Here is a 20329-nt window from a genome sequence, read left to right as displayed (position 1 = left end):
CTGGTGCAGCGGATCGGCGCCAAGAAGGCGCGCGTTGCCGTCGCCCGCAAGCTCGCCGTCATCCTGCATTCCATCTGGGTCGACGGCACCGAGTTCTGGTGGACGCGTGAGGAGGCCAGGATGGCCTGAGCTCCGCGCCACCATCCAGGCTCCGCTCCGGCGGAGAGGCTGTCTCTGCCGGGACGGTGGGTGGCGGCGACCGCGCAGAGCCCGTTGGCCGGTCTGGCCTACCCCGCTGGATCAGGCCGTCGCAAACATCGCGGCGCCCCACCCCTGACCCCCATCATGGGGCGGATGACACCGACCCCGGAGAGAACCATGACTCCGGCAGTGGTCAGCCTCCAGCCCGGTGCTTGACCTGGAAGCCCCGATTAGAGAACGGGGTCTAAACTTGGTCTGGCTGCATCTGTCGATCGTCTGTCATGACGATCAAACCCAGTGACTGGGCGGAGGCGCCGTCGCACGCGGAGAAGCAGGCCAAGGAGGGAGCCCGGGCGCACCAGCTCGGTCCAGGCGAGATGCTGGGAAGCGGCGGCGAGGCTTGTCTTATAACGATAATCTCCAGCAAGGAAGTCGTAACTGCTGTCGCCGCGCGCTAACGCCTCCTGCACGGCTAGCGCATGGCAGGTGAGGCCAGGCTTCAACTGCGGTTGCCCAGCAAAGCCCGCTAGGCCCGCCTGATAAGCATAGACCCGACCGCCGTAGCGAAAATTGTATAGTACCCCCACAGTACGATCGCCACTTGTGACGCGCAACAGGTCGAGCTCACCCCGCCGGAGCGCCTCATGCATCAGCGCTTGATGGAAGCGACGCAGAAACGGCGTAGCGAAAGCCCCGGGCTTACCGACATCGTCCCAGCGTGCGGTATGCAGCGCGACCAGTTCTTCCTGCCAAGCCAATAGCTCTGCCTCGGTGCGCGCGGCAGTGAGCCGCAGAGGCCCTTGCCGCGCGAGCAAGCGCATTGAGCGGCGAATCTGCTGGCGAGTGTTGGGACTGAGAGTGTCGAGGTAGTCGACCCCACCTGCCCGGACGTGGTCAAGATCGACGTAGCGCGCCACAAGGATGCGCTGCCGCAGCACCTCGCCTCCGGATCCCACGATGAGAGCAGGGAGGCCGCCGGGAACCGAGACTGTGCGTATGCCAGCCAGGCCGAGCGCCGCTCGAAGGAGGGCTGCCGCGGTCTCCGCATCCTGGGCGAGCGGGCCGTTGTGCTCGACGAAAGGTCGGTCAAGCTCGGCCATTCCACTTTCGGTAAGGTGAAGGGTCGAGCCGCGACGGTTTAGCAGGGCAAGCCCAGCTAGCTGACCGTCACGTTCGGCGCGCAGTAAGACGGGATTGGAATATCGCTCCCCAGCGAGGCACCCCACCCAAGTCCAGGATTGGAAGAAGGAGGCCTGAACGCGCGCTTCAAGTGTTCGCCACGTCTTGCCGAGGGCTTGGAAGCTGGACGGAACCTCTTTTGTCACATGCAAGGTCATTGCGTTGAACCGCCGCAGCAAAGTGGCATATAAAAACCAGGCGCAATGAACTAAGCGGGCTCCGTTATCACAATTTCGTGAGCGCAGATAGACTGCGCCATCAACGCCATGTCATTCTCAGCGCGCAACACACTGCGCAACGCGTCTACTTACAAACTCCAATTATAGGAGGTCTCAGGCCTTCGAGAGCGTCGCAATGCCATTTTCTAGAGAGCCAGTCAAAGATGCGCCACCCGACGAGAAGCCCGCGATTACGTTTAATACCAAACAACTGTTTGTTGCGAAATTGCAACTACAAATCGTAGTGTACGAACGTGAAAATTTGTAAATCAGTTATGGGGCACCTAAGATGTTGTGTTTTTAGATACCAGAGTACATTTTGTGCATCCTTCCTTGCCCCAACATGTGCCGGCGAGGACCGCGGTGGCCACACAAGCCGAGAAGGGGGTGCGGAACTCCAGGGCGCTCCACGAGGGTACGGGCATGCACCGAAGCGCTGACCGGAGAAGAGGCAGGGCTGGGGACGAGGTGGGTGGAACGGAACAATGACGACTCTCTTCGGGCACAGCATGCGTTCAGATCGGCTGCCCCTTTGCATCCCAAAGGTCTTCGTCTGCGCGGTAACAACTGGTGGGATCCTCAGCAAGTTCGGCATTGTCGTCGAGCTCGATGATGTGCTGGTACCTAACGATTTGCGCCAGCACGCCGCTATGAGAAACGTTGCGCTACTCGACAAGATCGAGTTCCGCAAACGCCGCGTCGCGCGCGTCAACAATAACCGACTCTCCTCGGGATGGACCGAGACTTTTTATACAACCCGGAACGGCGGCGGTGAGGTAGCACTACGCCGTGTCTCTGCCATCCTGCTCATTTGCGTCACCTCGCCACGCTGTCGCTGCTACTCACCGCATGAGCAATCAAGCTCGACAATTCCTTATCGTTCTGTTATCGACAAGAGTGTGCCGGCCATGGCAACCACGTCTTCATGCTTTCCAATTGTCGCTTGATGATGATCGGAGCTGAAACCGCTAGCGCTCCCGTTTGGGCGAAGATGGGCAACGCCTGGGCCGGCGGTCCATTTCGGTTGGCCCCCATCAACGCAATTGCGCCGGTCCTCAACGTGCTGCGCAGCGACGTGGCTTTCATGGGAGCGCGGCCGGAACGTCGGGCCTTCGTCAAGAAGCTTGGCGCCGTCATCCCTCACTATCGCCACCGCACATTGCTCAAGCGTTGTAACACTGAATGCACGCAGGTAAACTCTCCTTGCGGTGCTTCCGTTAAGGATGTCCAGCGTAAGCTCGCCCACGCTCTCTTCTACGTGCGCCGGCGCAGTCTCATCCTCGATCTCCCTGTCCTCAGCGCCATCGCTCGTGCCATCATCTTCCAAGGAAGGGGCAAGGTGGCGGAGGGGTGGCCGGAGTGCGGCCGCAAGGCGTCAGCATGAGCTCCGTCTCTGTTTTATTACATGCAGGCTCAGCGGCTGTCTGTCTCGCCTGGACGATGCTCGTCCTCGCCACCGCGAACGGTCACACTGCGCGCTTGCTCGCTGCAGCCTCTGGGATCGCCTGCCTTTGGGCGGCAGCCGTCGCAGCCGACCCCGCGGCGCCGCTGACCGGCCTCTCCGGCGTACTCGAGATTGCACGCTGGCTAGTCTGGCTCGGCGTGCTGCTGTTTCATTTCCACGGCATTGCCGGCGCCCGTAGCCGTGCGCTCAGCGGTGTCTTCAGCCTTGCCGCCGCGCTGCTCGCTGCGGTGTCGCTGCTCGCTGAGCCGGACCAGACGCCCTCCTACGGCCTTGGCCAGGCCGGGCTGCTCGCCCGGCTCGGCCTCGCGCTGCTCGTCGTGCTAATCAGCGAGAACCTGTTTCGCACGGCAGACGAGGCAGAGCGCTGGCACGTCGGCCTGCCCGCCATCGCGCTCGGCGTGCTCTCCGCCTTCGATGTAATGCTCTACGCCAGCGCAGTGCTCTCGCGCGAGTTCTTCGGGCCCCTGCTGGATGCGCGCGCGGCACTGGTTGCGATTGTGACGCCGCTGCTCGCGCTCGCCGCGGTGCGCAATGGGCGCTGGCGGCGCGACCCGCCGGTATCTCGCCAGGTTGTATTTCACGGCGCGACCCTCGTCGTGGGGGGCGGCTTCCTCATCGGCGTCGGCGCGCTCGGAGAGACGCTACGCCATCTCGACTGGGAATGGGGGATTACCGCGCAAGCCAGCCTCATAGGTGCCGCGCTGACTGCGCTCGCCGTAGCGGCGAGTTCGCGCAGCGCACGCTCGCGCCTGCGCCACCTCGTCGTCGATCATTTCTTCACCGCTCGCTACGATTATCGGTGCGAATGGCTCCGCTGCGTCGATGCACTCTCCGCCGCCGACGGCAGTACGCCCGCCGAGCACCGTGCTATTCGCGCCATCGCCGACGCGGTGGACAGCCCAGCCGGCGTGCTACTGAAGCGCGACCCAGGCGAGGCCGGGCTGCGGTGGGCAGGATCCTGGAACTCGCCGGCCGAGCATCTGGCGCTGCCAGCAGAGGACCCGTTCCTTGATGTGCTCGGGGAGGGGGCGGAGGTTCTCGTGCTCGATACCCCAGCCGTTTCCGTGGCTGCTAGGCCGCTGCTCCAGGCCTATGGCCGCCTCTGGCTTGCCGCGCCGCTGGTACATGGGGGTGACGGCCTAGCCGGCGTGGTGCTTCTTGCCCCGCCACGCGCTGCCTTCAGGCTCGACCGTGAGGTGTCGGAGTTACTCCGTACCCTTGGCTGCGAGGTGGCAATGTTCCTTGCTGAGCGCCGGGCCGCCGAGCGCCTGGCCGATGAGCGTCGCGTAGCCGACTATGCCAAGCGCTTTGCCTTCGTCGCCCACGACGTGAAGACCGTCTCAAGCCAGCTATCCCTGCTGCTCGCCAATGCCGAGGCCAATATTGCCGACCCCGAATTCCAGCGTGACATGCTGGTGACCGTCCGAGCCTCCGCCGCGCGCATCAACGCGTTGCTCGCCCGCCTCGGCCAGCCCGGTGACGTGCCGGCAGTCGAGCACGGGGAGGACGTCGTGCCGCTCGAGCGGCTTCGCATGATTGCCGCGGCAAAGCCCTATCCCGTGCATGTCGAAGGGGAGGGGGGCGGCCCGCACGCAGCCATCGCCGCTTCCCGCTTCGACACCGCAGTCGGGCACCTGATGAACAATGCGGCCGAGGCTTCTCCACCCGGCGAGCCGGTGCGCGTGCGGGTCAGCCGCGAAGGCGCGCAGGTGATTGTGGAGGTAATCGATAGGGGCCCCGGTATGACCTCCGAGTTTATCCGTGACGAGCTGTTCCGTCCGCTTGCCACCTCGAAGCGGGGCGGCAGCGGCATCGGTGCTTGGCAGGCACGCGAGCTACTGCGCGAGGCGGGCGGTGACCTCGCCGTGATAAGCCGGCCGGGCGCAGGCACCATCATGCGCCTCCTGCTGCCGGCGCGCGAGTGCCAGGCTGGACCCAGTATCGCCGAGCCGGTGCGGGGGGCAGCATGACGAAGGCGCGCCTTCTCGTCATTGAGGACGATCCCGGCCTCGGCGCCCAGTATCGCTGGGCTTTCCCGAACTGCCGCGTGATCGTCGTTACCGACCGCCGCCAGGCCGAGGCACAGGTGCGGCGCGAGGTCCCGGATGCCGTGCTGCTCGATCTTGGCTTGCCGCCTGATGCGGAAGGCGTGAGCGAAGGCTTCGCGGCGCTCGACATGCTGCGCGCCAGCTGCTCGAATGTTCCCGTGGTGGTCGCAAGCGGCCAAGGCCAGCGCGAGAATGCGCTACGTGCGGTTGCACTCGGCGCTTACGATTTTTGTGAGAAACCGGTCGACCTCGCGGTGCTGCGCACCGTCGTCGAGCGTGCGCTGCGGCTGCACGAGCTCGAGGAGGAAAACCGTAGGCTGGCCGAGGCGCCGAAGAACTCGTCGATCCAAGGCATCATCACCGCCGACGATGGCATGCTGAAGGTCTGCCGGACGGTGGAGCGGCTGGCCAGCGTCTCCGTTCCCGTCTTACTGCTCGGCGAAAGCGGTACCGGCAAAGAAGCGCTAGCGCGCGCCCTGCACGAGATGGGCCCACGCGCCGGGAAGCCCTTTGTCGCCCTGAACTGCGCCGCGATTCCGGAAACGCTGTTGGAGAGCGAGCTGTTCGGTCACGAAAAGGGGGCTTTCACCGGCGCCGTCCGCCAGACACTCGGCCGTATCGAAACGGCGCAGGGCGGCACGCTGTTCCTAGACGAGATCGGGGAAATGCCCATTGCGCTGCAGGCGAAGCTGCTGCGCTTCCTGCAGGATCAGGTAGTGGAGCGGATTGGCGGGCGCACGCCGATCAAGGTTAATGCGCGGGTCGTCTCCGCCACTAACCAGCCGCTAGAGGAACAAGCCGACACCGGTCGGTTTCGTGGCGACCTGCTCTACCGTCTCAATGGAGTGACAGTGCGCATTCCCCCACTCCGCGAACGTGCCGGCGATGTGCTGCTGCTAGCCCGGTTCTTCCTTGCTCGCTTCGGCCGCGAGCACGGGCGCAAGCTGCGCGGCTTTGACAGCATGGCGGTTGAGGCGATTGCAGCGCATCGCTGGCCGGGCAATGTCCGCGAACTCGAGAATAGAGTGCGCCGCGCAGCCCTGATGGCGGATGGGCCAATGGTAGGCGCGGAGGACCTGGAGCTCGTCGTTCCGCCCCCGCAGGCGCAGGCCGCCGCCGTACCCGCCAGCGCCGAGGGCGAGAGCGACCTTGATCTCCGTACCGGGCGCATGCGTGTAGAACGAGAGATGGTTGAGCGCGCGCTGGTGCGCAGCCGCGGTAGTCTTTCGGCGGCAGCGCGGATGCTGGGCATCAGCCGGCCCACGCTTTACAGCCTGCTCGAAACTCATGGGCTCGGCACGGCGCGCCAGAGAACGGATGTACCTGTCAATGCTGAACCCAACCATGACTAGCGGAGCTGACACCATGAGACCGGAGGTCCGCCGTCGCTATCGCAGCACCCTCTTCCTCGCTGCCGCTATCGCGGCCGGGTTGGGCGTTGGTGAGGCTGCGGCGCAGCCACTTGAACGCGGCCGCGCCGCGGAGGCGCGCGGCGATCTCCGCGCTGCGCAGATTGAGTACCGCAACGCGGTGCGCAACCAGCCGGACAACGGCGCTGTGCGGTTGGCGCTCGGCCAGGTGAGCCTGGCGATCGGTGACATCGAGACGGCGCTCCGTGAGGCTCGCGCCGCGCTGGAAAGCGGCCACGACTTGGTCGGGGCCACGTCCCTGCTGCTGCGCGCCTATCTCGCGCGCGAACAGTTCCGCGAGCTACTGCGCGAGTTTTCGCTGCCGGACAACCCAACGAACCCGGCCGTCGCTGCGCAGATTGCTGCGGCGCGGGCGCTGGCCGAACTTGCGCTCGGCCAGCGCGACGCCGCCCGCGCCATGGTGCAAGTGGCGATGCGCCTCGCACCGGAGGCGGTAGAGCCACGAATGGCGGCGGTGACCCTTGCACTGGTGGAGGGCGATCGCGGCAGTGCCAAGGCCGAATTAGACCGCGTGCTGGCAATCCACCCGAACGCGACCGGCCCTCTGCTGCGCATGGCCGCGCTACAGGCCGAGAATGGCGAAACGGGACCGGCGATTGCCACGCTTGACCGGCTGGTCGCGGCTGCTCCGGGCCATGTGCAGGGCCGAATTTTGCGAGCTGAGCTTCTGACCCGCGCGGGTGAAGATGCCAGAGCCCGAGAAGACGTGGACGCCGTCTTGCGGGTGCTCCCGGGCAACGTGCTGGGACACTACATGCAGGCACTGCTGCATACGCGTGCGCAGCGCTGGCGCGAGGCGGATGAGGTGCTGCAGCGGCTCTCGCGCGCGCTACCCAGCCTGCCCGACGGGCTGCTGCTGCAGGCTACCGTAAAGCGCGCCCTGAACGAACGTGCCCAGGCCGAAGATGCCGCCCAGCGCCATACCGCACGACGGCCGGAGGATCCGCGCGGGGCGAAGCTGCTCGCGGGGCTGCAGATGGAGTCGAGCCGTCCTGACGCCGCCGCCGCCACGCTCAGCCGCCTTGCACAGGCTGGCGGGGCCGATGCCGAGGCGTTCGACCTGCTCGGCCGCGCGCATGCGGCGGCCAACCGACCGCGTGAGGCAATGCAGGCGTTCCGCCAGGCGACGGAGCGCGCGCCGGAGGATGCCGGAATCCGCGCCCGGCTCGGCGCAGCGCGTCTAGCGCTCGGCGACACCGCGGGCACCGAGCAGGACGCGATCGAGGCGCTGCGCATCGCTCCCGAACAGCCGGGGGCGAGAGAGCTGATGGCGATCGCCTCCCTCCTGCGTGGCGACATGACCGCCGCCCAGACCGCCTGGGAGCGCTTGACACCCGAGCAGCGCCGCGGAGAGGTAGCGGGCACGCTTGAGGGGCTGCTGCACCTTGCACGGTTTGACCTAACGGCGGCGCGCAATGCCTTCGAGACGACGTTGCGTAACCATCCTAGTAGCGTGCGGGCCCGTCTTGGCTTGGCGCGGGTGGCGACCGCGCAAGGCGACCCGGCCGAGGCGGAGCGGCAGCTGGCCGAGGTGCTGCGCCGCGACCCACGCAACACCGAGGCGCTTGGCCGGATCGCGGCGACGATCGCCGGCAGCGGGCCGCGAGCGGCAGCGGCGCGGGAGATTCTGCAGAACGTGCAGGCGGCGGCACCGACGGTGCCGCAACTCGCGCTCGCCCTCTCGACGGCGCTCCGTGTGACGGGCGACACGGCGGCGGCGCTGGCGGTGCTGAACACGCCGGCGTTGCGTGAGCCGGGGCAGGGACCCGGGCTGCCGTTGACGCGCTCGCAGCTGGAAGCCGCACGTGGGCAGTGGGCGGAAGCGGAAACTGAGGCGCAAGCCGCCTTGGTTGAGGATGCCACCTCAGTGGCCGCCCGACGGCAGCTTGTGACGCTGCAGTTGCGCGCCGGCAACCCCGCCGCCGCTGAGCGGACCGTGCAGGAGGGCCTGCGGGCGCAGCCTGACAACGCGGCGCTGCAGCAGACCTTGCTGGGGGTAGTGCGGCAGGCGCGTGGGCTGGATGCGGCGCTCCAGACTGCGGACAGGCTGGCGGAGACGGCGGCGTCGCGGCCGGCCTCGCTGTTCCTACGCGGCGAGTTGCTGCTGGCGGCGGGTCGCCCGGCCGAGGCTGGGCGTGCCTTTGCCGCCGCACGAGAGCGCGTGCCGCTCTCGGGACTGGTGCAGCGCGAGGCGCAGGCTTGGCGGGCGGCGGGGCAGACGGAGCAGGCTGTGGCGGCGCTGAACGCTTGGCTCGCGCGCGAGCCGGAGGACGCAGCGGCGCTCAACCTAATGGCTCAATTCGACCTAGCAGCCGGCCAGACGGAGAATGCCGAGCGGCGGCTTGGCGTAGTGGTGGAGCGCACGCCGGACAATGCGGTGGCGCTGAACAACCTGGCCTGGATTCTGGCCGAGCGGGGCGGGGCGGAGAACCTGGCGCGCGCGCGGCGTCTGGCAGAACGTGGCTACTTCCTGTTGCCGAACGCGGAGACGGCGGATACGTTTGGCTGGGTGCTGGCGAAGACCGGTGACGTAGCCCGTGCCGTCGTGCTGCTCCGCCAAGCGGTTGAGGCGCCGCGCCCGCAGGGGCAGGAGCTTGACCGCGACAAGGTATTTCGCTTGGCCCATGTGCTGCGTGCCGGAGGCCAACGCGAGGAGGCGCTGCGTGCGCTTGAGCCGGCACTGGCAGCGCCGGGCGCCTTCCAGCAGCGGCCGCAGGCGGAACGCCTGATGGCTGAGCTCCGCGCCGAGCGCTGAGCGGGCGGCATGCGGAGCTTTGTTTTCATCGGGCTCTTCGGCGCGCTGTTGCCGCTGGCCTTCGTTCAACCCTTCGTGGGGGCGCTGCTTTGGTGCTGGATCGCGTTTATGAATCCGCACCGCGAGGTGTGGGGATTTGCGCAGAATCAGCCCTATGCGATGATCGTCTTCGTCATCCTGGTCGCGGCTTGCATTGTCAAACGGGAGCCAAAGCGTTTCGAGGCGAACGCTGTGACGGTGCTGCTGATCGTCTTCGCCGTATTAATCACACTGACGTCTCTGACATCGATCGCTCCCCCTGCGTTGACGTGGAGCATGTGGGAGCGTCTGATAAAGACGATATTAGGCGCGCTGCTGGTCGGCTGCCTGCTCACCTCACGTGAGCGCATCCACGCTCTGATCTGGCTAATGGCGCTATCAATCGGCTTCTATGGTGTGAAGGGCGGCATCTTTACGTTGAAGACGGGTGGTTCCTTCATTGTACTAGGGCCGCCGGATACGATGATCACGGACCGCAACCACCTGGCGGTCGCAATCCTGCTCACCGTGCCGCTCCTCAACTACCTGCGCATGCAGTCGCCGCACAAATGGGTGCGGCTTGGGCTCATGGTCTCAATGGGCCTTATGATTGTCGCGGCGGTGGGTAGCCAGTCGCGTGGCGCGCTGGTCGCGCTTGGCGCAACCTGCGTCGTGATGTGGCTCCGCTCCCGCAGTAAGATCTTGGGCGGTGTGCTGATGGCCGTCTGCGTCGCGGGCACGATCAACTTCATGCCGCAGGGCTGGGTGGATCGCATGAACACGATCTCCACCTATGAGGAGGATACATCCGCTATGGGGCGAGTGAAGATCTGGCAGGCTTCCTGGCTGATCGCGCTCGACCGTCCCTATACGGGAGCTGGCTTTCGAGGACCGTATCAGCAGAGCATCATCGACGAGGTGATGCCGGGCACCACGGCGCGTGCCGTGCACAGCATCTACTTTGAGGTACTCGGGGAGCACGGCTTTCCTACCTTCATTGTCTGGCTCGGACTGAGCGCCGCCGGCGCCTACTACGCCTGGCGCCTGATCCGGCTGAGCCGGAGGCGGCCCGATCTGGCCTGGGCTGGTGACTTCGGTCGCATGGCGCAGGTCTCGATGGTTACCTATCTCTCGGGTGGAACCTTCCTATCTCTGTCCTACTGGGACTTCTACTGGACGCTGCTGATCGTGGTTGCTGCCACGCACGCCTGTGTCGTGCGCGCGCTCGGCGCTGAGGCGCATCGGCCGGAAGCGGTACCGTTGCGCCTGCGGCCTGCCATACCGGGACGAAGCAAACCCACGCGCGGCATTAGTACGGGTGCACTGACATGATGTTCAATTCCACGACGGAAAACCCGCCATGCAAGGTCTCTACTACGTTGCCATGCTCATCGGCATCAGCTGGCTGTGCGCCTGGATCGCCTTCCCGGAGCATGTCCAACGCTACCCGTCACCCTTCGACATACGGGACGCTACGCCACCCCAACCCGCATCCGAGGCAGACCGGCGAGGCTGGCGCCGGCCAGCCGTGGCGGCGGCCGATTCGCCTGCTGACCTTCAGCACGCTATTCCCGAATACCGCGCAGCCGCATCATGGCGTCTTCGTCGAGAACAGGCTGCGGCATCTGGTGGCAACCGGCGCGGTTGAGAGCACCGTCCTCGCCCCCGTGCCGTGGTTCCCCGGGCGTACGCCGCCGCGTTCAGCCTTACAGGCGATCGAGTCGCGATCCGGGCTCAAGGTGCATCATCCCCGCTTCATCGCGCCGCCGGGGATCGGCATGTACACCAATCCGCTATCACTCTGGGCCGCCGCGCGCGCGGCTATCCGCCGGCTCCACGCGGCGGGCCAAGAGTTCGACGCGATCGATGCCCATTACGTTTACCCGGACGGCGTGGTGGCTGTGTGGCTCGGCGCGGAATTCCGGAAGCCCGTGGTCGTCACGGCGCGCGGCTCCGACGTCAGCCTGTTGCCACGCTACGTTCTTCCGCGCCGACTAATCGCCGGCGCCATCGCCGGCGCGGATGCCCTGGTCGCCGTCAGTGCCGCGCTCGCAGAAGGCTTGATCGCACTCGGCGCACCGCGAGAGAAGGTGACGGTCCTGCGCAACGGCGTAGACCTTGCGATGTTCCGCCCGCCGGCCGACCGCGCGGTGCTCCGTGCGGAGTTCGGGGTGCGGGGTCCGATGCTCCTCTCGGTCGGCCTTCTAATCGAGCGCAAGGGGCATCACCTAATTATCGAGGCGCTGCGCGACATGCCGGGCCACGATCTGCTGATCGTCGGCGAGGGACCGGACCGTGCTGCTCTTGAAGCTTGCGCGCGGGAGCACGGCGTGACCGATCGGGTGCGCTTGCTGGGTGCAGTCCGGCATGAGGATCTGCGACGCGTCTATGCGGCAGCCGATGCGCTGGTCCTCGCCTCGAGTCGCGAGGGCTGGGCCAATGTTCTGCTCGAGGCTATGGCCTGCGGCACGCCAGTAGTGGCGGCCCCGGCTTGGGGATCGCGGGAAGCGGTCAGGGCGCCCGAGGCCGGCATCGTGGTGGAGGAACGTTCGGCCGCGGCGCTCGTTGACGGTATCCGCCGCCTGCTCGCGGCGCCGCCCGACCGGCCGGCCACCCGCGCCTATGCGGAGCAGTTCGGGTGGGAAGAGACGACCCGCGGACAAATTGACCTGTTCCGCCGCGTGACCGGATGCGACGAAAGGCCGTTTCCCGCAGGAGGTGGAAGTGGCGCTTTCTGAACTAAAGCGTTACGTCCAGACGCGTGCCGAAGCGATCGGCAGGCTTCAAATTGCCGTACGGTCTGTCACGCTCCTGGTTAACTCTGATCTCACCAGAATTACGCGCCAAGCCGACTGGATCGCCTGCGCAAGCATGATCAAGAGCCTCACCCCTCTGAACTTGGATGTCACCAGGATATCCGCAGGACGAACCTGGAGACATCTATCGCTGCAATCTTGCAGCGAGGCACAGCATCGTGAGTTCGTATTTGGCCAGGGCCTCTGTGACGAGTATCAGAATACATGCGACCTGCTCATGGCTGGTGACGTCTTCGAGCATCGGTTGTCGTCAGGTCACGGCGCTCGACGAGTGCTTGCTAATCAGGATTTAGGATGCCGTCTTCTATCGATGGCGCCGAGTGTTATCCGTTTACATGATGTCTCGGACGGTCGCACGCGATCGACCGTAACCAGCTTCAGGTATTTCCGTACTGAACACACGGCTGCGCTCGAGAAGACCCAGACTTGGTCCTGGAGGACTGCCGCTGCAGTGAAGTTCTGCCTGGTAACGTTGGGACGGGTTGGCCGCCGCCGATTTTTAAACGATCCCTATTACGCGGTGACCGCGTGGGCACTAACGCGGAAGGCACGTCCGATATGACCGTCGGCCCTGATCACAGTATCACCGTGCTCAGCCGCCGAGCCGCAGGCGCGATCCTGGCGCTCGGCGCTGTTGGAGCCTGCACGCCGCGGTCGACCGCCCGCGCACAGGCGGATAGGCGGCCAAGTGCGGCCCCCGCATCGTTCCGCGCAGTCATGCCGGCGCCGATGCCCTGCCGAACCCAGCCAGACGACATCGTCGGCCTCCTACTGGAGGGGACGGGGGCGCCGGCCGGCACCGTGGTGGTGTTCGGCCAGGCCTTCCGGGTTGGAGACCTGCCCGATGGCGCCGGGCTAGTTGCTCGGCTGAGCGCCGGTGGTAGCCCGCTGCCAGTGCAACTCGACGTGTCGCGACACCACCCGGACGGCTCCGTTCGCTTCGCCATCGTGAGCCTCACTGCGCCGGCTCTGGCAGATGGACAGCTCGCCGGTGTCGTAATGTCGCGGCGGTCGGGGGCAGGGGCAAGCGCACCGCTTGATCTCGCCACAGGGCTGCAAGGGCGCCGCATCGAGGTCGAGCTGACGGCTATGGACTCGGGCACAGTCTGGCGGGCCGACATCGTGGAGCGAATGGGCAGCCTGCCGACCTCGGCGCGCTGGCAGTCGGGGCCGCTGGCCATCCAGATGCGGGTCGAGCTGCCAGTAGCCTTAATGGGCGTGACGTCGTGCCGTCTGGTCACAGACGTTGCTTTCCGCGCGGATGGTTCGCTCTGGGCGGATATCTGGATCCGCAATGACATCGCTATGCGGTCGGGCGGCGGGGAGCTCGCGTACCGGGCGCGCATGCTGCTCGACGGCCGGGAGGCGCTCCGGGCGGAGGTGGAGCGTCACTGGCAGTATGCCGGCTGGGGACGCCTGCTCGGTAGTTTGGCTGATGGCCGGCCCGCGCCGCGGCCGCCCTTCGTCAGGCACGATCCGGCCTATCTTGGAGAGGCGGGGGCGGTCATGCCTTACGATCTCAGCACCGGGGTGGACGAGGCGCTGTTCACCCAGATGGCGCGGATTATGGACGATTCTGGCTGGTCGGCGCCACTCGGCGCGCGCGGTCTGCAGACCCGGATGGGGACGGCTGGCGGGCGGCCCGATCTCGGCCAGACCACGCTGTGGCAATCGGCCTGGATTATCTCGGGCAATCAGCGTGCCGCCCTGCTTGCGATCGGCCAGGCGGAGGCGGCGGGCACCGTTCCCTGGCATTACTGGGACGCACGAGGCGGCTGGCTCGACGTCAAACGCTGGCCGAGCTTCTGGTCGGACCCACGCGGTGGGCGGCCACCCTACACACTGCTCCAGCCGGTGGCGCGGGACACGCTGTGGGCCGTCGGCCCGGTAAGCTCCCACCAGCCCGACCTTTCCTACGTGCCCTACCTTCTCACCGGGCGGCGGGCCTTCCTCGACAACCTCATGGCGCAGGCAGCCTGGAGTGTTAGCGGAACGTGGCCGGTCACGCGCGCACTCCCGGACCGCTCGGCGCGAGCGCACGATCTGCTCATCACCCAAGGGCAGCAGGTGCGCGGCGCGGCCTGGAACATCCGGCAGGTCGATGAGGCGGCCTGGATCGCACCGCTAACCGATCCTTCCGCGGCCTACCTGGAGGAGGTCAGCGCCGCGAACTGGGCTTGGCTGCGGTCGCAGATCCAGGCCTGGACTGCCTTGCAGGGCGAGGCCCACGGATGGCTTCCGGGCTCCTACGGCACTCCGGGCATGCTGCCCCCTTGGCAGCAGGACTACATGGCCTCAAGCGTTGCAATGGCAGCGCTGCGCGGACGCGAGGATGCGCGCGCCTTCCTGGCCTGGATGAGCAACTTCATCGTTGGCCGCTTCTTCGCTGAGGATCGCGGCTTCGGCCGCAATGACGGTGTTGCCTACAATCTTGCGATCAGGTCCGCGACTACTTCGCAAACGACGACCCCGCCGTTCAGAACCTGGGCTCAGATCGGGGCAGCAACTCGAGAGCACAACATGTCGAACGGGGAGGGCTGGCGTACCAGCCAGGGCGAGTATGGCCGTCTCGGCCTGCTGTCGCTCGCCCTCGTCCATCACGTGCTCGGGGATGAGCGGGCGAAGCGGGCCTATCAGGCGGTTGCCGGCGCCGCACCCTTTACCATGCCGCCGAACTTCGCCTCGAACGCTAATCACAATGTCATGCCCCGCGGCCTCGTCCGGATCCCAGGCCAGGTAGCGCAGTGCAGGTCGGCTTAGCCTGGCATGCGAGAAAGCCTCGATGCTCAGCCGCTGGCCCGACTCATGGCACCGGCGCGCCCACGCATGTCGCCGGCTACCCACACCCTATGCCCGAGGCAAGGACCTCTTTTCCGGGAACCCCAAGCTGATGTCCCTTTTTCTCATCACCGGCGGATGCGGCTTCATCGGCTCGCATCTTTGTGCCGCCCTCGTAGGGCGCGGCGATAAGGTCCGCGTACTCGACGATCTCTCGACGGGCTCCGAGGCCAACCTCGTCCCCGGCGCCGAGCTGATCGTCGGCGATGTCGGCAATCCCGCCACTGTGTGCGCTGCGATGGAGGGCGTCGATGGCTGCGTTCATCTCGCCGCCATCGCCTCCGTTGAGCGCGGCGTGCGGGACTGGCTCGGAACACATCGCGTAAACCTGTCTGGCAGCATCGCCGTACTCGACGCGGCGCGGCTGCGCCGCGTCCCCGTGGTCTATGCCTCTTCAGCGGCGATCTATGGCGACCAGGTTAACCTGCCGATTGCCGAGTCTGCACCGAAGCGCCCACTCTCCGCCTATGGCGCCGACAAGCTCGGCTGTGAGCAGCACGCCCTGGTTGCTGGTGTGGTGCACGGTACTCCCACACTCGGCCTGCGCTTCTTCAACGTCTTCGGTCCGCGGCAGGACCCCCGTTCGCCCTATTCGGGCGTCATCTCGATCTTCTGCGACCGCTTCAGTCAAGGAGGGGACGTGGACATCTTCGGCGATGGCGAGCAAACGCGCGACTTCGTCTTTGTGAGCGATGTGGTGGCGGCACTGCTAGCCGGGCTCAAGGCGGCTTCGACAGAGGCGCCGGTGCTCAATGTCTGCACTGGACGGCCGATCTCGGTACGGCACTTGGCCGAGACCGTCGCGGCGGTCTGTGGCAGGTCCGCCACAATCCAGTACGGTTCGCCTCGCGCGGGGGAGATCCGACACTCGCTTGGCGATCCGCACCGCTCGCGCGCGGTATTGGGGCTCGGCGAGCCACGCGGCCTGCGCGAGGGGCTGGAAGAGGTGGTGGCTTGGCTGCGCGCCGGGCGGCCCGGTCTGCGTGCCACCGGCGGGTCCGCCCAACCCATCGGCGCCTGAACGGGAAGTCGGATGCGGAACCACAACAGCAATGGCAGCGGTGTGGCGATCAGAACCGCCATCGGCCCGGGTAGGGCTGTCTGCGGCAGAGTGGTCCAATCGTCTGTGTTGTTGCTTTCGCGTGGGTAATCATGCGAGGGCTCCGCTATATAGACCAGTGCGGCCGCCTCCAGGTTGCAACCGTCAGCTCTCCGTCCCGCGATCGGTAGGGAAGCGCGACGTTGGGAAGGACTGGACGAGGGAAAGCTGGGCCATACCCGCACGGTGCGGTGGCACGGCTGGCCGGCTGAAGGGAAGCGACGTATAATGTGCGGTATAGCTGGCATTTTCCATCCGCTCTGCCCGGCCGTGCCGGACGTGGGCGTGCTGCGCCGCATGACCGATGCGATACAGCATCGAGGGCCAGACGGGGAAGGTTTCCATGCGGAGCCACATCTCGGCCTCGGCCACCGCCGCCTTTCCATCGTGGACCTTGGTGGCGGTGCACAGCCTATGGCGACACCGGACGGCTTGATCACCGTCTGCTTCAACGGCGAGATCTACAACCACGCCGCTCTGCGCCAGGCGTTGGAGGCAGCAGGACACCGTTTCCGCACGCGCTCCGATACGGAATGCCTGCTGCATGGTTGGCGGGAATGGGGGGTCGGACTGCTCGAGCGGCTGAAAGGCATGTTCGCCTTCGCCCTTTGGGACCGGGACCGGGGGGAGCTGCTGTTGGCGCGCGATCGGCTGGGGGAAAAGCCGTTACATTATGCCAGCCTGCCGAACGGCGGCTTTGTCTTCGCCTCGGAGCTTGGCGGGCTGCTAGCTCTGCCGGAACTGCCGCGGCGCATCGATCCCGTTGCCGTGGACGACTACCTAGCGCTCGGTTACGTGCCTGATCCAACCACAATCTTTGCCGGCATCCGGCGGCTCCCAGCAGCACATTTCCTGCTGCTTCATCGCGGCGAGCTCGCAACGCTGGCGCCGCGCCGCTACTGGCGTCCGCCGACCTCGGCCGCCCCCGCGCCGCCCGAAGCGGCCGCCGAGCTCGCGCGGCGACTGGACGCGGCAGTCCGCGCGCAGCTGATGTCCGACGTGCCGCTCGGCGCCTTCCTCTCGGGCGGGGTGGATTCGAGCGCGGTGGTGGCCTGCGCGGCGCGCGCTGTGGCGGAGGCCGGAACCGGACCGCTCGCCGTCTTCACCATCGGCTTCGAGAACGGCGCGGACGAGCGCCCCGCCGCCGCCGCGCTCGCCGCGCAGCTCGCCTTGGCGCACCATGCCGACGTGGGCCAAGTAGACTATGTCGCGGCTGCGCGCGACCAGGCGCGGATCTTCGGCGAGCCTTTTGGCGATCATTCGGCGGTGCCGACGCTGATGGTCTGCCGGCTAGCGCGGCGGCACGTGACGGTTGCGCTGTCCGGCGACGGTGGTGACGAGGTCTTCGCGGGCTACCGGCGCTATCGCTGGCACAGCTTGGCCGAGGCGGTGCGCCGCTTGGTGCCGGGGGGGATGCGCCGGCAGATAATCGGCGGTCTTGCGGCGGCCTATCCGAAGCTCGACTGGGCACCGCGTTGGCTGCGGGCGAAAACGACGCTGACTGAGCTCAGCCTTGATTCTGCGCTGGGCTACTACCGCACCGCTTGCAAGGTGGAGGATGGCCGGCGGCGAAGGCTCTATGCCGAAGCGGCCCGTCGTGCGCTGGATGGTCACGACCCATCGGCCCGCTTCGCCAACCTAATGGCGGAGTGTGACGAGGAGGACGGCTTGCTGCAGGCTCAGTATGCCGATCTGCACACCTACCTACCAGGCGACATCCTGGCGAAGACGGACCGAACGAGCATGGCCGTCTCGCTCGAGCTGCGACCGCCGATCCTCGACCACGAGCTGGTCGCTTGGGGAATGGCGCTGCCAGCCTCGCTGAAGCTGCGTCGCGGGGTTGGCAAGCACGTGCTGCGCGAAGCAATGGCGCCACTTCTGCCGGCGGCGACGCTATGGGGCCAAAAGCGCGGTTTCGCCGACCGGATTGGCGGGCAGTTCCGCGCCCGGGCGCCGGAGGTTACAGCCAGGCTCGCGCGCGGCGCGCTGCCAGAGAGCGGCCTGTTCGACTCCGCCGCGCTCGCCCGCATAGTCGAGGAACATGCCTCGGGACGTGCGGAGCACAGTCAGGCAATCTGGCAGCTCTTGGTACTTGAAGGGTTCGTAGCGCAGGCGGGCGGCGCTACCGTCCACGACTCCGTCCAGCCCGTGATGGTGGCGTGAGCCATGCCCGCAAGCCCCACTGATCCCGAGCTCTCGGTCGCGCAGGTCAACCGCAAGGTGGCACTAGGCGCCGCCTTCATGGTGCTCGGCCGTTTGGCGGTCCGTCTGATCAGCATCGTGAGCACCTTGCTGCTGGTGCGGCTCCTGGTGCCCGAGGACTTCGGGCTGATCGCGCTGGCAGGAGCGGCGGTCGCGGTCGCGGACACGCTTACCGCGACGGGCTATGCAGTGATCGTGGTCAGGCGGCCGACAGTCGACCGTGGCCTGTACGATACAGTCTGGACGATGAACCTGCTGCGCGCCCTGCTCTTGGGCGGCGTGGTCGCGGCGACTGCGGGCTGGCAGGCGCGGATGCTGGGCGATGCGCGGCTGGAGCTGATCATTTACGTAATCGCCTTCACCATCGCCCTCGACGGGCTGATGAGCGTTGGCCTCATCCGCTTGCAACGAGAACTGCGGTTCAACCTGCTGTTCCGTCACCAAATCGCCGCGCGCCTAGTTTCCTTTACCGTAACGATCGGGCTCGCCTGCTGGACGCAGCATTATCTCTGCCTCGTCCTCGGCGGGCTTGTTGCGAAGCTTTTCGCAATCGCCTACAGCCACCGGCTGGCGCCGCATCGGCCTTCCCTGTCGTTACGCGACTGGCGGGAGTTCCTCACCTTCTCAAAGTGGATGTTCGCCATGAACATCTGCTCCATGGCGGATGGCAGCTTGCCGACCATCATGCTCGGGCGTTTTCAGGGCGTGCGGGCGCTCGGCGTATTCAACGCCTCCTATCAAGTGGCCGCGGCGCCTGTGACCGAACTCGCTGTACCGGTGCGCGGTCCGATCTATGCCGGCTACGCGCGTGTCGTCAACAACCCACCCCTGCTCGGTCGCCAAATCGCCGACGGCTTCGGCCTACTGGCAGCCGTCCTCGTGCCGATGTCGGTCGGCATCGCCCTCGTCGCGCCAGAAATTGAGAGGATCGCGCTGGGGCCGGCATGGGCCGGGGCGGCGGCGATCATCGCGCCCTGCGCGCTCTACGCGCTCGGTGACGCATTTGGGCACTTTACCTTCAATATCTTTGCCATCCTCGACCGGTATCCGCGGCTCGTAGGAATTTTTGCGAGCCTAGTCTCGCTGCGCATGGTCTGTGTCCTGCTAGCAGCTTGGCATGGGGGCCTGTTGGCTGTCGCGACGGTGTTAATGGCCACCGGCTTGCTGAACGCGATGATCTGGACCCAGCAGGCCTGCCAGGTGGCCGGGTTGCGCCTCGCCGAAGTCTGGTCCGAGGTCTGGCGCAGCCTCGGCGCGGCCGGCTTTATGACAGGCGCCGTCCTGCTGGTCCGAGCCAACCTTTCGGCAGGCGGAGAGACCGGCTGGCTGGCAAGCTTCGGCCAACTACTCCTCCTCGTCGCAACCGGCGTGGCGACTCATGTCATGGCCCAATGGCTGTTATGGCGCTTGGCCGGCGCGCCCTCCGGCGCCGAGACCAAGATTTTCGCAGCCGCATTAAAGCTCCGTCCGCGCCTGTGGTCGGCGCGCGCGGCCGCATGATAGAACGTGGTGATAATGCCCACGTCCCTAGGAGCCCGTCCCGGTAACGTGTGAGGAGGCTCGACATGTAGGACGAGCGTTGATTCGCTTGCCGGCATGATGAAGAGCTTTCGGCCGTGGAAGGTGGATGAGGTCTGGCTGTTGCCGCCCTCGGTGCATGAGTTCGTCCCTGAGGGGCATCCGGCGCACCTGGTCCGCGACATCGTAGCCGAGGAGCTCGACCTTTCGGCCATTCTCTCGACCTATGACGAGCTCCGGGGCTATCCGCCCTACCACCCGGCGATGATGGTGGCGCTGCTGCTTTATGGTAAGCGTCAGCCGTCAGCGGCCTTGAGATGACGGGGCGTGCCTGCCGAGATGGTGGGCATGACGGACGCAGCTGAAGTGGCGGAACCGCTCGGAGCGGGTTCTTACGACGGTCGGAATGGCACGATGCGAGCGCGCCCGGAGCGGGGCGTTCGGGTCGAGGTCCACTCGGTGCGGCGGCGAGAGTGGCCGGACGAGGACAAGCTGCGAGTAGTGCGCGAGAGCCTGCAGCCGGGTGCGGTGGTGCAGGCGGTGGCGGACCGGAACGGGGTGAGCACGGGGCAGATCTATACCTGGCGCAAGGAGATACTAGC

General features: G+C 66.4%; 13 protein-coding genes and 2 pseudogenes. 14 read left to right on the top strand and 1 reads right to left on the bottom strand.

Annotated elements, in window-relative coordinates; all coding sequences use genetic code 11:
• Positions 1 to 129 (top strand): annotated as a pseudogene (locus EP26_RS36415) (IS110 family transposase); the annotation flags it as partial.
• A gap of 242 nt (positions 130 to 371) precedes the next feature.
• Here EP26_RS36415 and EP26_RS25175 read toward each other — a convergent pair.
• Positions 372 to 1478: a GNAT family N-acetyltransferase gene (locus tag EP26_RS25175; RefSeq protein WP_084112964.1), complete on the bottom strand. Its 1107-nt coding sequence runs from the start codon at positions 1476 to 1478 to the stop codon at positions 372 to 374.
• 545 nt (positions 1479 to 2023) lie between these two features.
• Here EP26_RS25175 and EP26_RS35330 point away from each other — a divergent pair.
• The 13 genes and pseudogenes from EP26_RS35330 to EP26_RS25120 form a co-directional block, all read left to right on the top strand.
• Positions 2024 to 2485 (top strand): hypothetical protein, encoded by a 462-nt coding sequence (locus EP26_RS35330; RefSeq protein ID WP_157033759.1) that lies wholly within the window; start codon positions 2024 to 2026, stop codon positions 2483 to 2485.
• A complete protein-coding gene (locus EP26_RS33670) occupies positions 2395 to 2922 on the top strand; it encodes a sugar transferase (RefSeq protein WP_084112962.1) in 528 nt (175 codons plus the stop codon). Before EP26_RS35330 ends, EP26_RS33670 begins: the two co-directional genes overlap by 91 nt.
• Positions 2919 to 4973 (top strand): XrtA/PEP-CTERM system histidine kinase PrsK, encoded by a 2055-nt coding sequence (prsK, locus tag EP26_RS25170; protein ID WP_052389658.1) that lies wholly within the window; start codon positions 2919 to 2921, stop codon positions 4971 to 4973. The genes EP26_RS33670 and prsK overlap by 4 nt, the downstream gene beginning before the upstream one ends.
• Positions 4970 to 6403 carry a PEP-CTERM-box response regulator transcription factor gene (gene prsR / locus EP26_RS25165; protein ID WP_043342794.1) on the top strand — a complete coding sequence of 478 codons (1434 nt, stop codon included), beginning with the start codon at positions 4970 to 4972 and terminating at the stop codon, positions 6401 to 6403. The genes prsK and prsR overlap by 4 nt, the downstream gene beginning before the upstream one ends.
• 13 nt (positions 6404 to 6416) lie before the next feature.
• Complete coding sequence (gene prsT / locus EP26_RS25160; RefSeq protein WP_043342792.1) at positions 6417 to 9236, top strand: XrtA/PEP-CTERM system TPR-repeat protein PrsT; 2820 nt, start codon at positions 6417 to 6419, stop codon at positions 9234 to 9236.
• 9 nt (positions 9237 to 9245) lie between these two features.
• A complete protein-coding gene (locus EP26_RS25155; RefSeq protein ID WP_043342790.1) occupies positions 9246 to 10586 on the top strand; it encodes a putative O-glycosylation ligase, exosortase A system-associated in 1341 nt (446 codons plus the stop codon).
• 101 nt (positions 10587 to 10687) lie between these two features.
• Positions 10688 to 11992 (top strand): glycosyltransferase, encoded by a 1305-nt coding sequence (locus tag EP26_RS25150; protein ID WP_084112958.1) that lies wholly within the window; start codon positions 10688 to 10690, stop codon positions 11990 to 11992.
• 879 nt (positions 11993 to 12871) lie between these two features.
• Positions 12872 to 14830, top strand: coding sequence for a hypothetical protein (locus tag EP26_RS25145; protein WP_157033758.1), 1959 nt, complete (start codon positions 12872 to 12874; stop codon positions 14828 to 14830).
• A gap of 130 nt (positions 14831 to 14960) precedes the next feature.
• Entirely contained in the window at positions 14961 to 15929 is a 969-nt protein-coding gene (locus tag EP26_RS25140; RefSeq protein ID WP_043342786.1) for an NAD-dependent epimerase/dehydratase family protein, read from the top strand.
• Between the two features lie 306 nt (positions 15930 to 16235).
• Positions 16236 to 18170 (top strand): asparagine synthase (glutamine-hydrolyzing), encoded by a 1935-nt coding sequence (asnB, locus tag EP26_RS25135; RefSeq protein ID WP_043342784.1) that lies wholly within the window; start codon positions 16236 to 16238, stop codon positions 18168 to 18170.
• Between the two features lie 3 nt (positions 18171 to 18173).
• Entirely contained in the window at positions 18174 to 19709 is a 1536-nt protein-coding gene (locus EP26_RS25130; protein WP_043342782.1) for an oligosaccharide flippase family protein, read from the top strand.
• A gap of 96 nt (positions 19710 to 19805) precedes the next feature.
• Positions 19806 to 20018: pseudogene (locus EP26_RS25125) on the top strand (transposase); the annotation flags it as partial.
• Positions 20019 to 20141: 123 nt separating this feature from the next.
• The coding region (locus EP26_RS25120; protein WP_043342777.1) for a transposase at positions 20142 to 20329 on the top strand (188 nt) is incomplete at its 3' end.

The sequence above is a fragment of the Belnapia moabensis DSM 16746 genome, from assembly GCF_000745835.1.
Classification (GTDB): domain Bacteria; phylum Pseudomonadota; class Alphaproteobacteria; order Acetobacterales; family Acetobacteraceae; genus Belnapia; species Belnapia moabensis.
The sequence above is the reverse complement of the archived record's forward strand: the minus strand, read 5'-3'. Positions and strand labels throughout refer to the sequence as shown.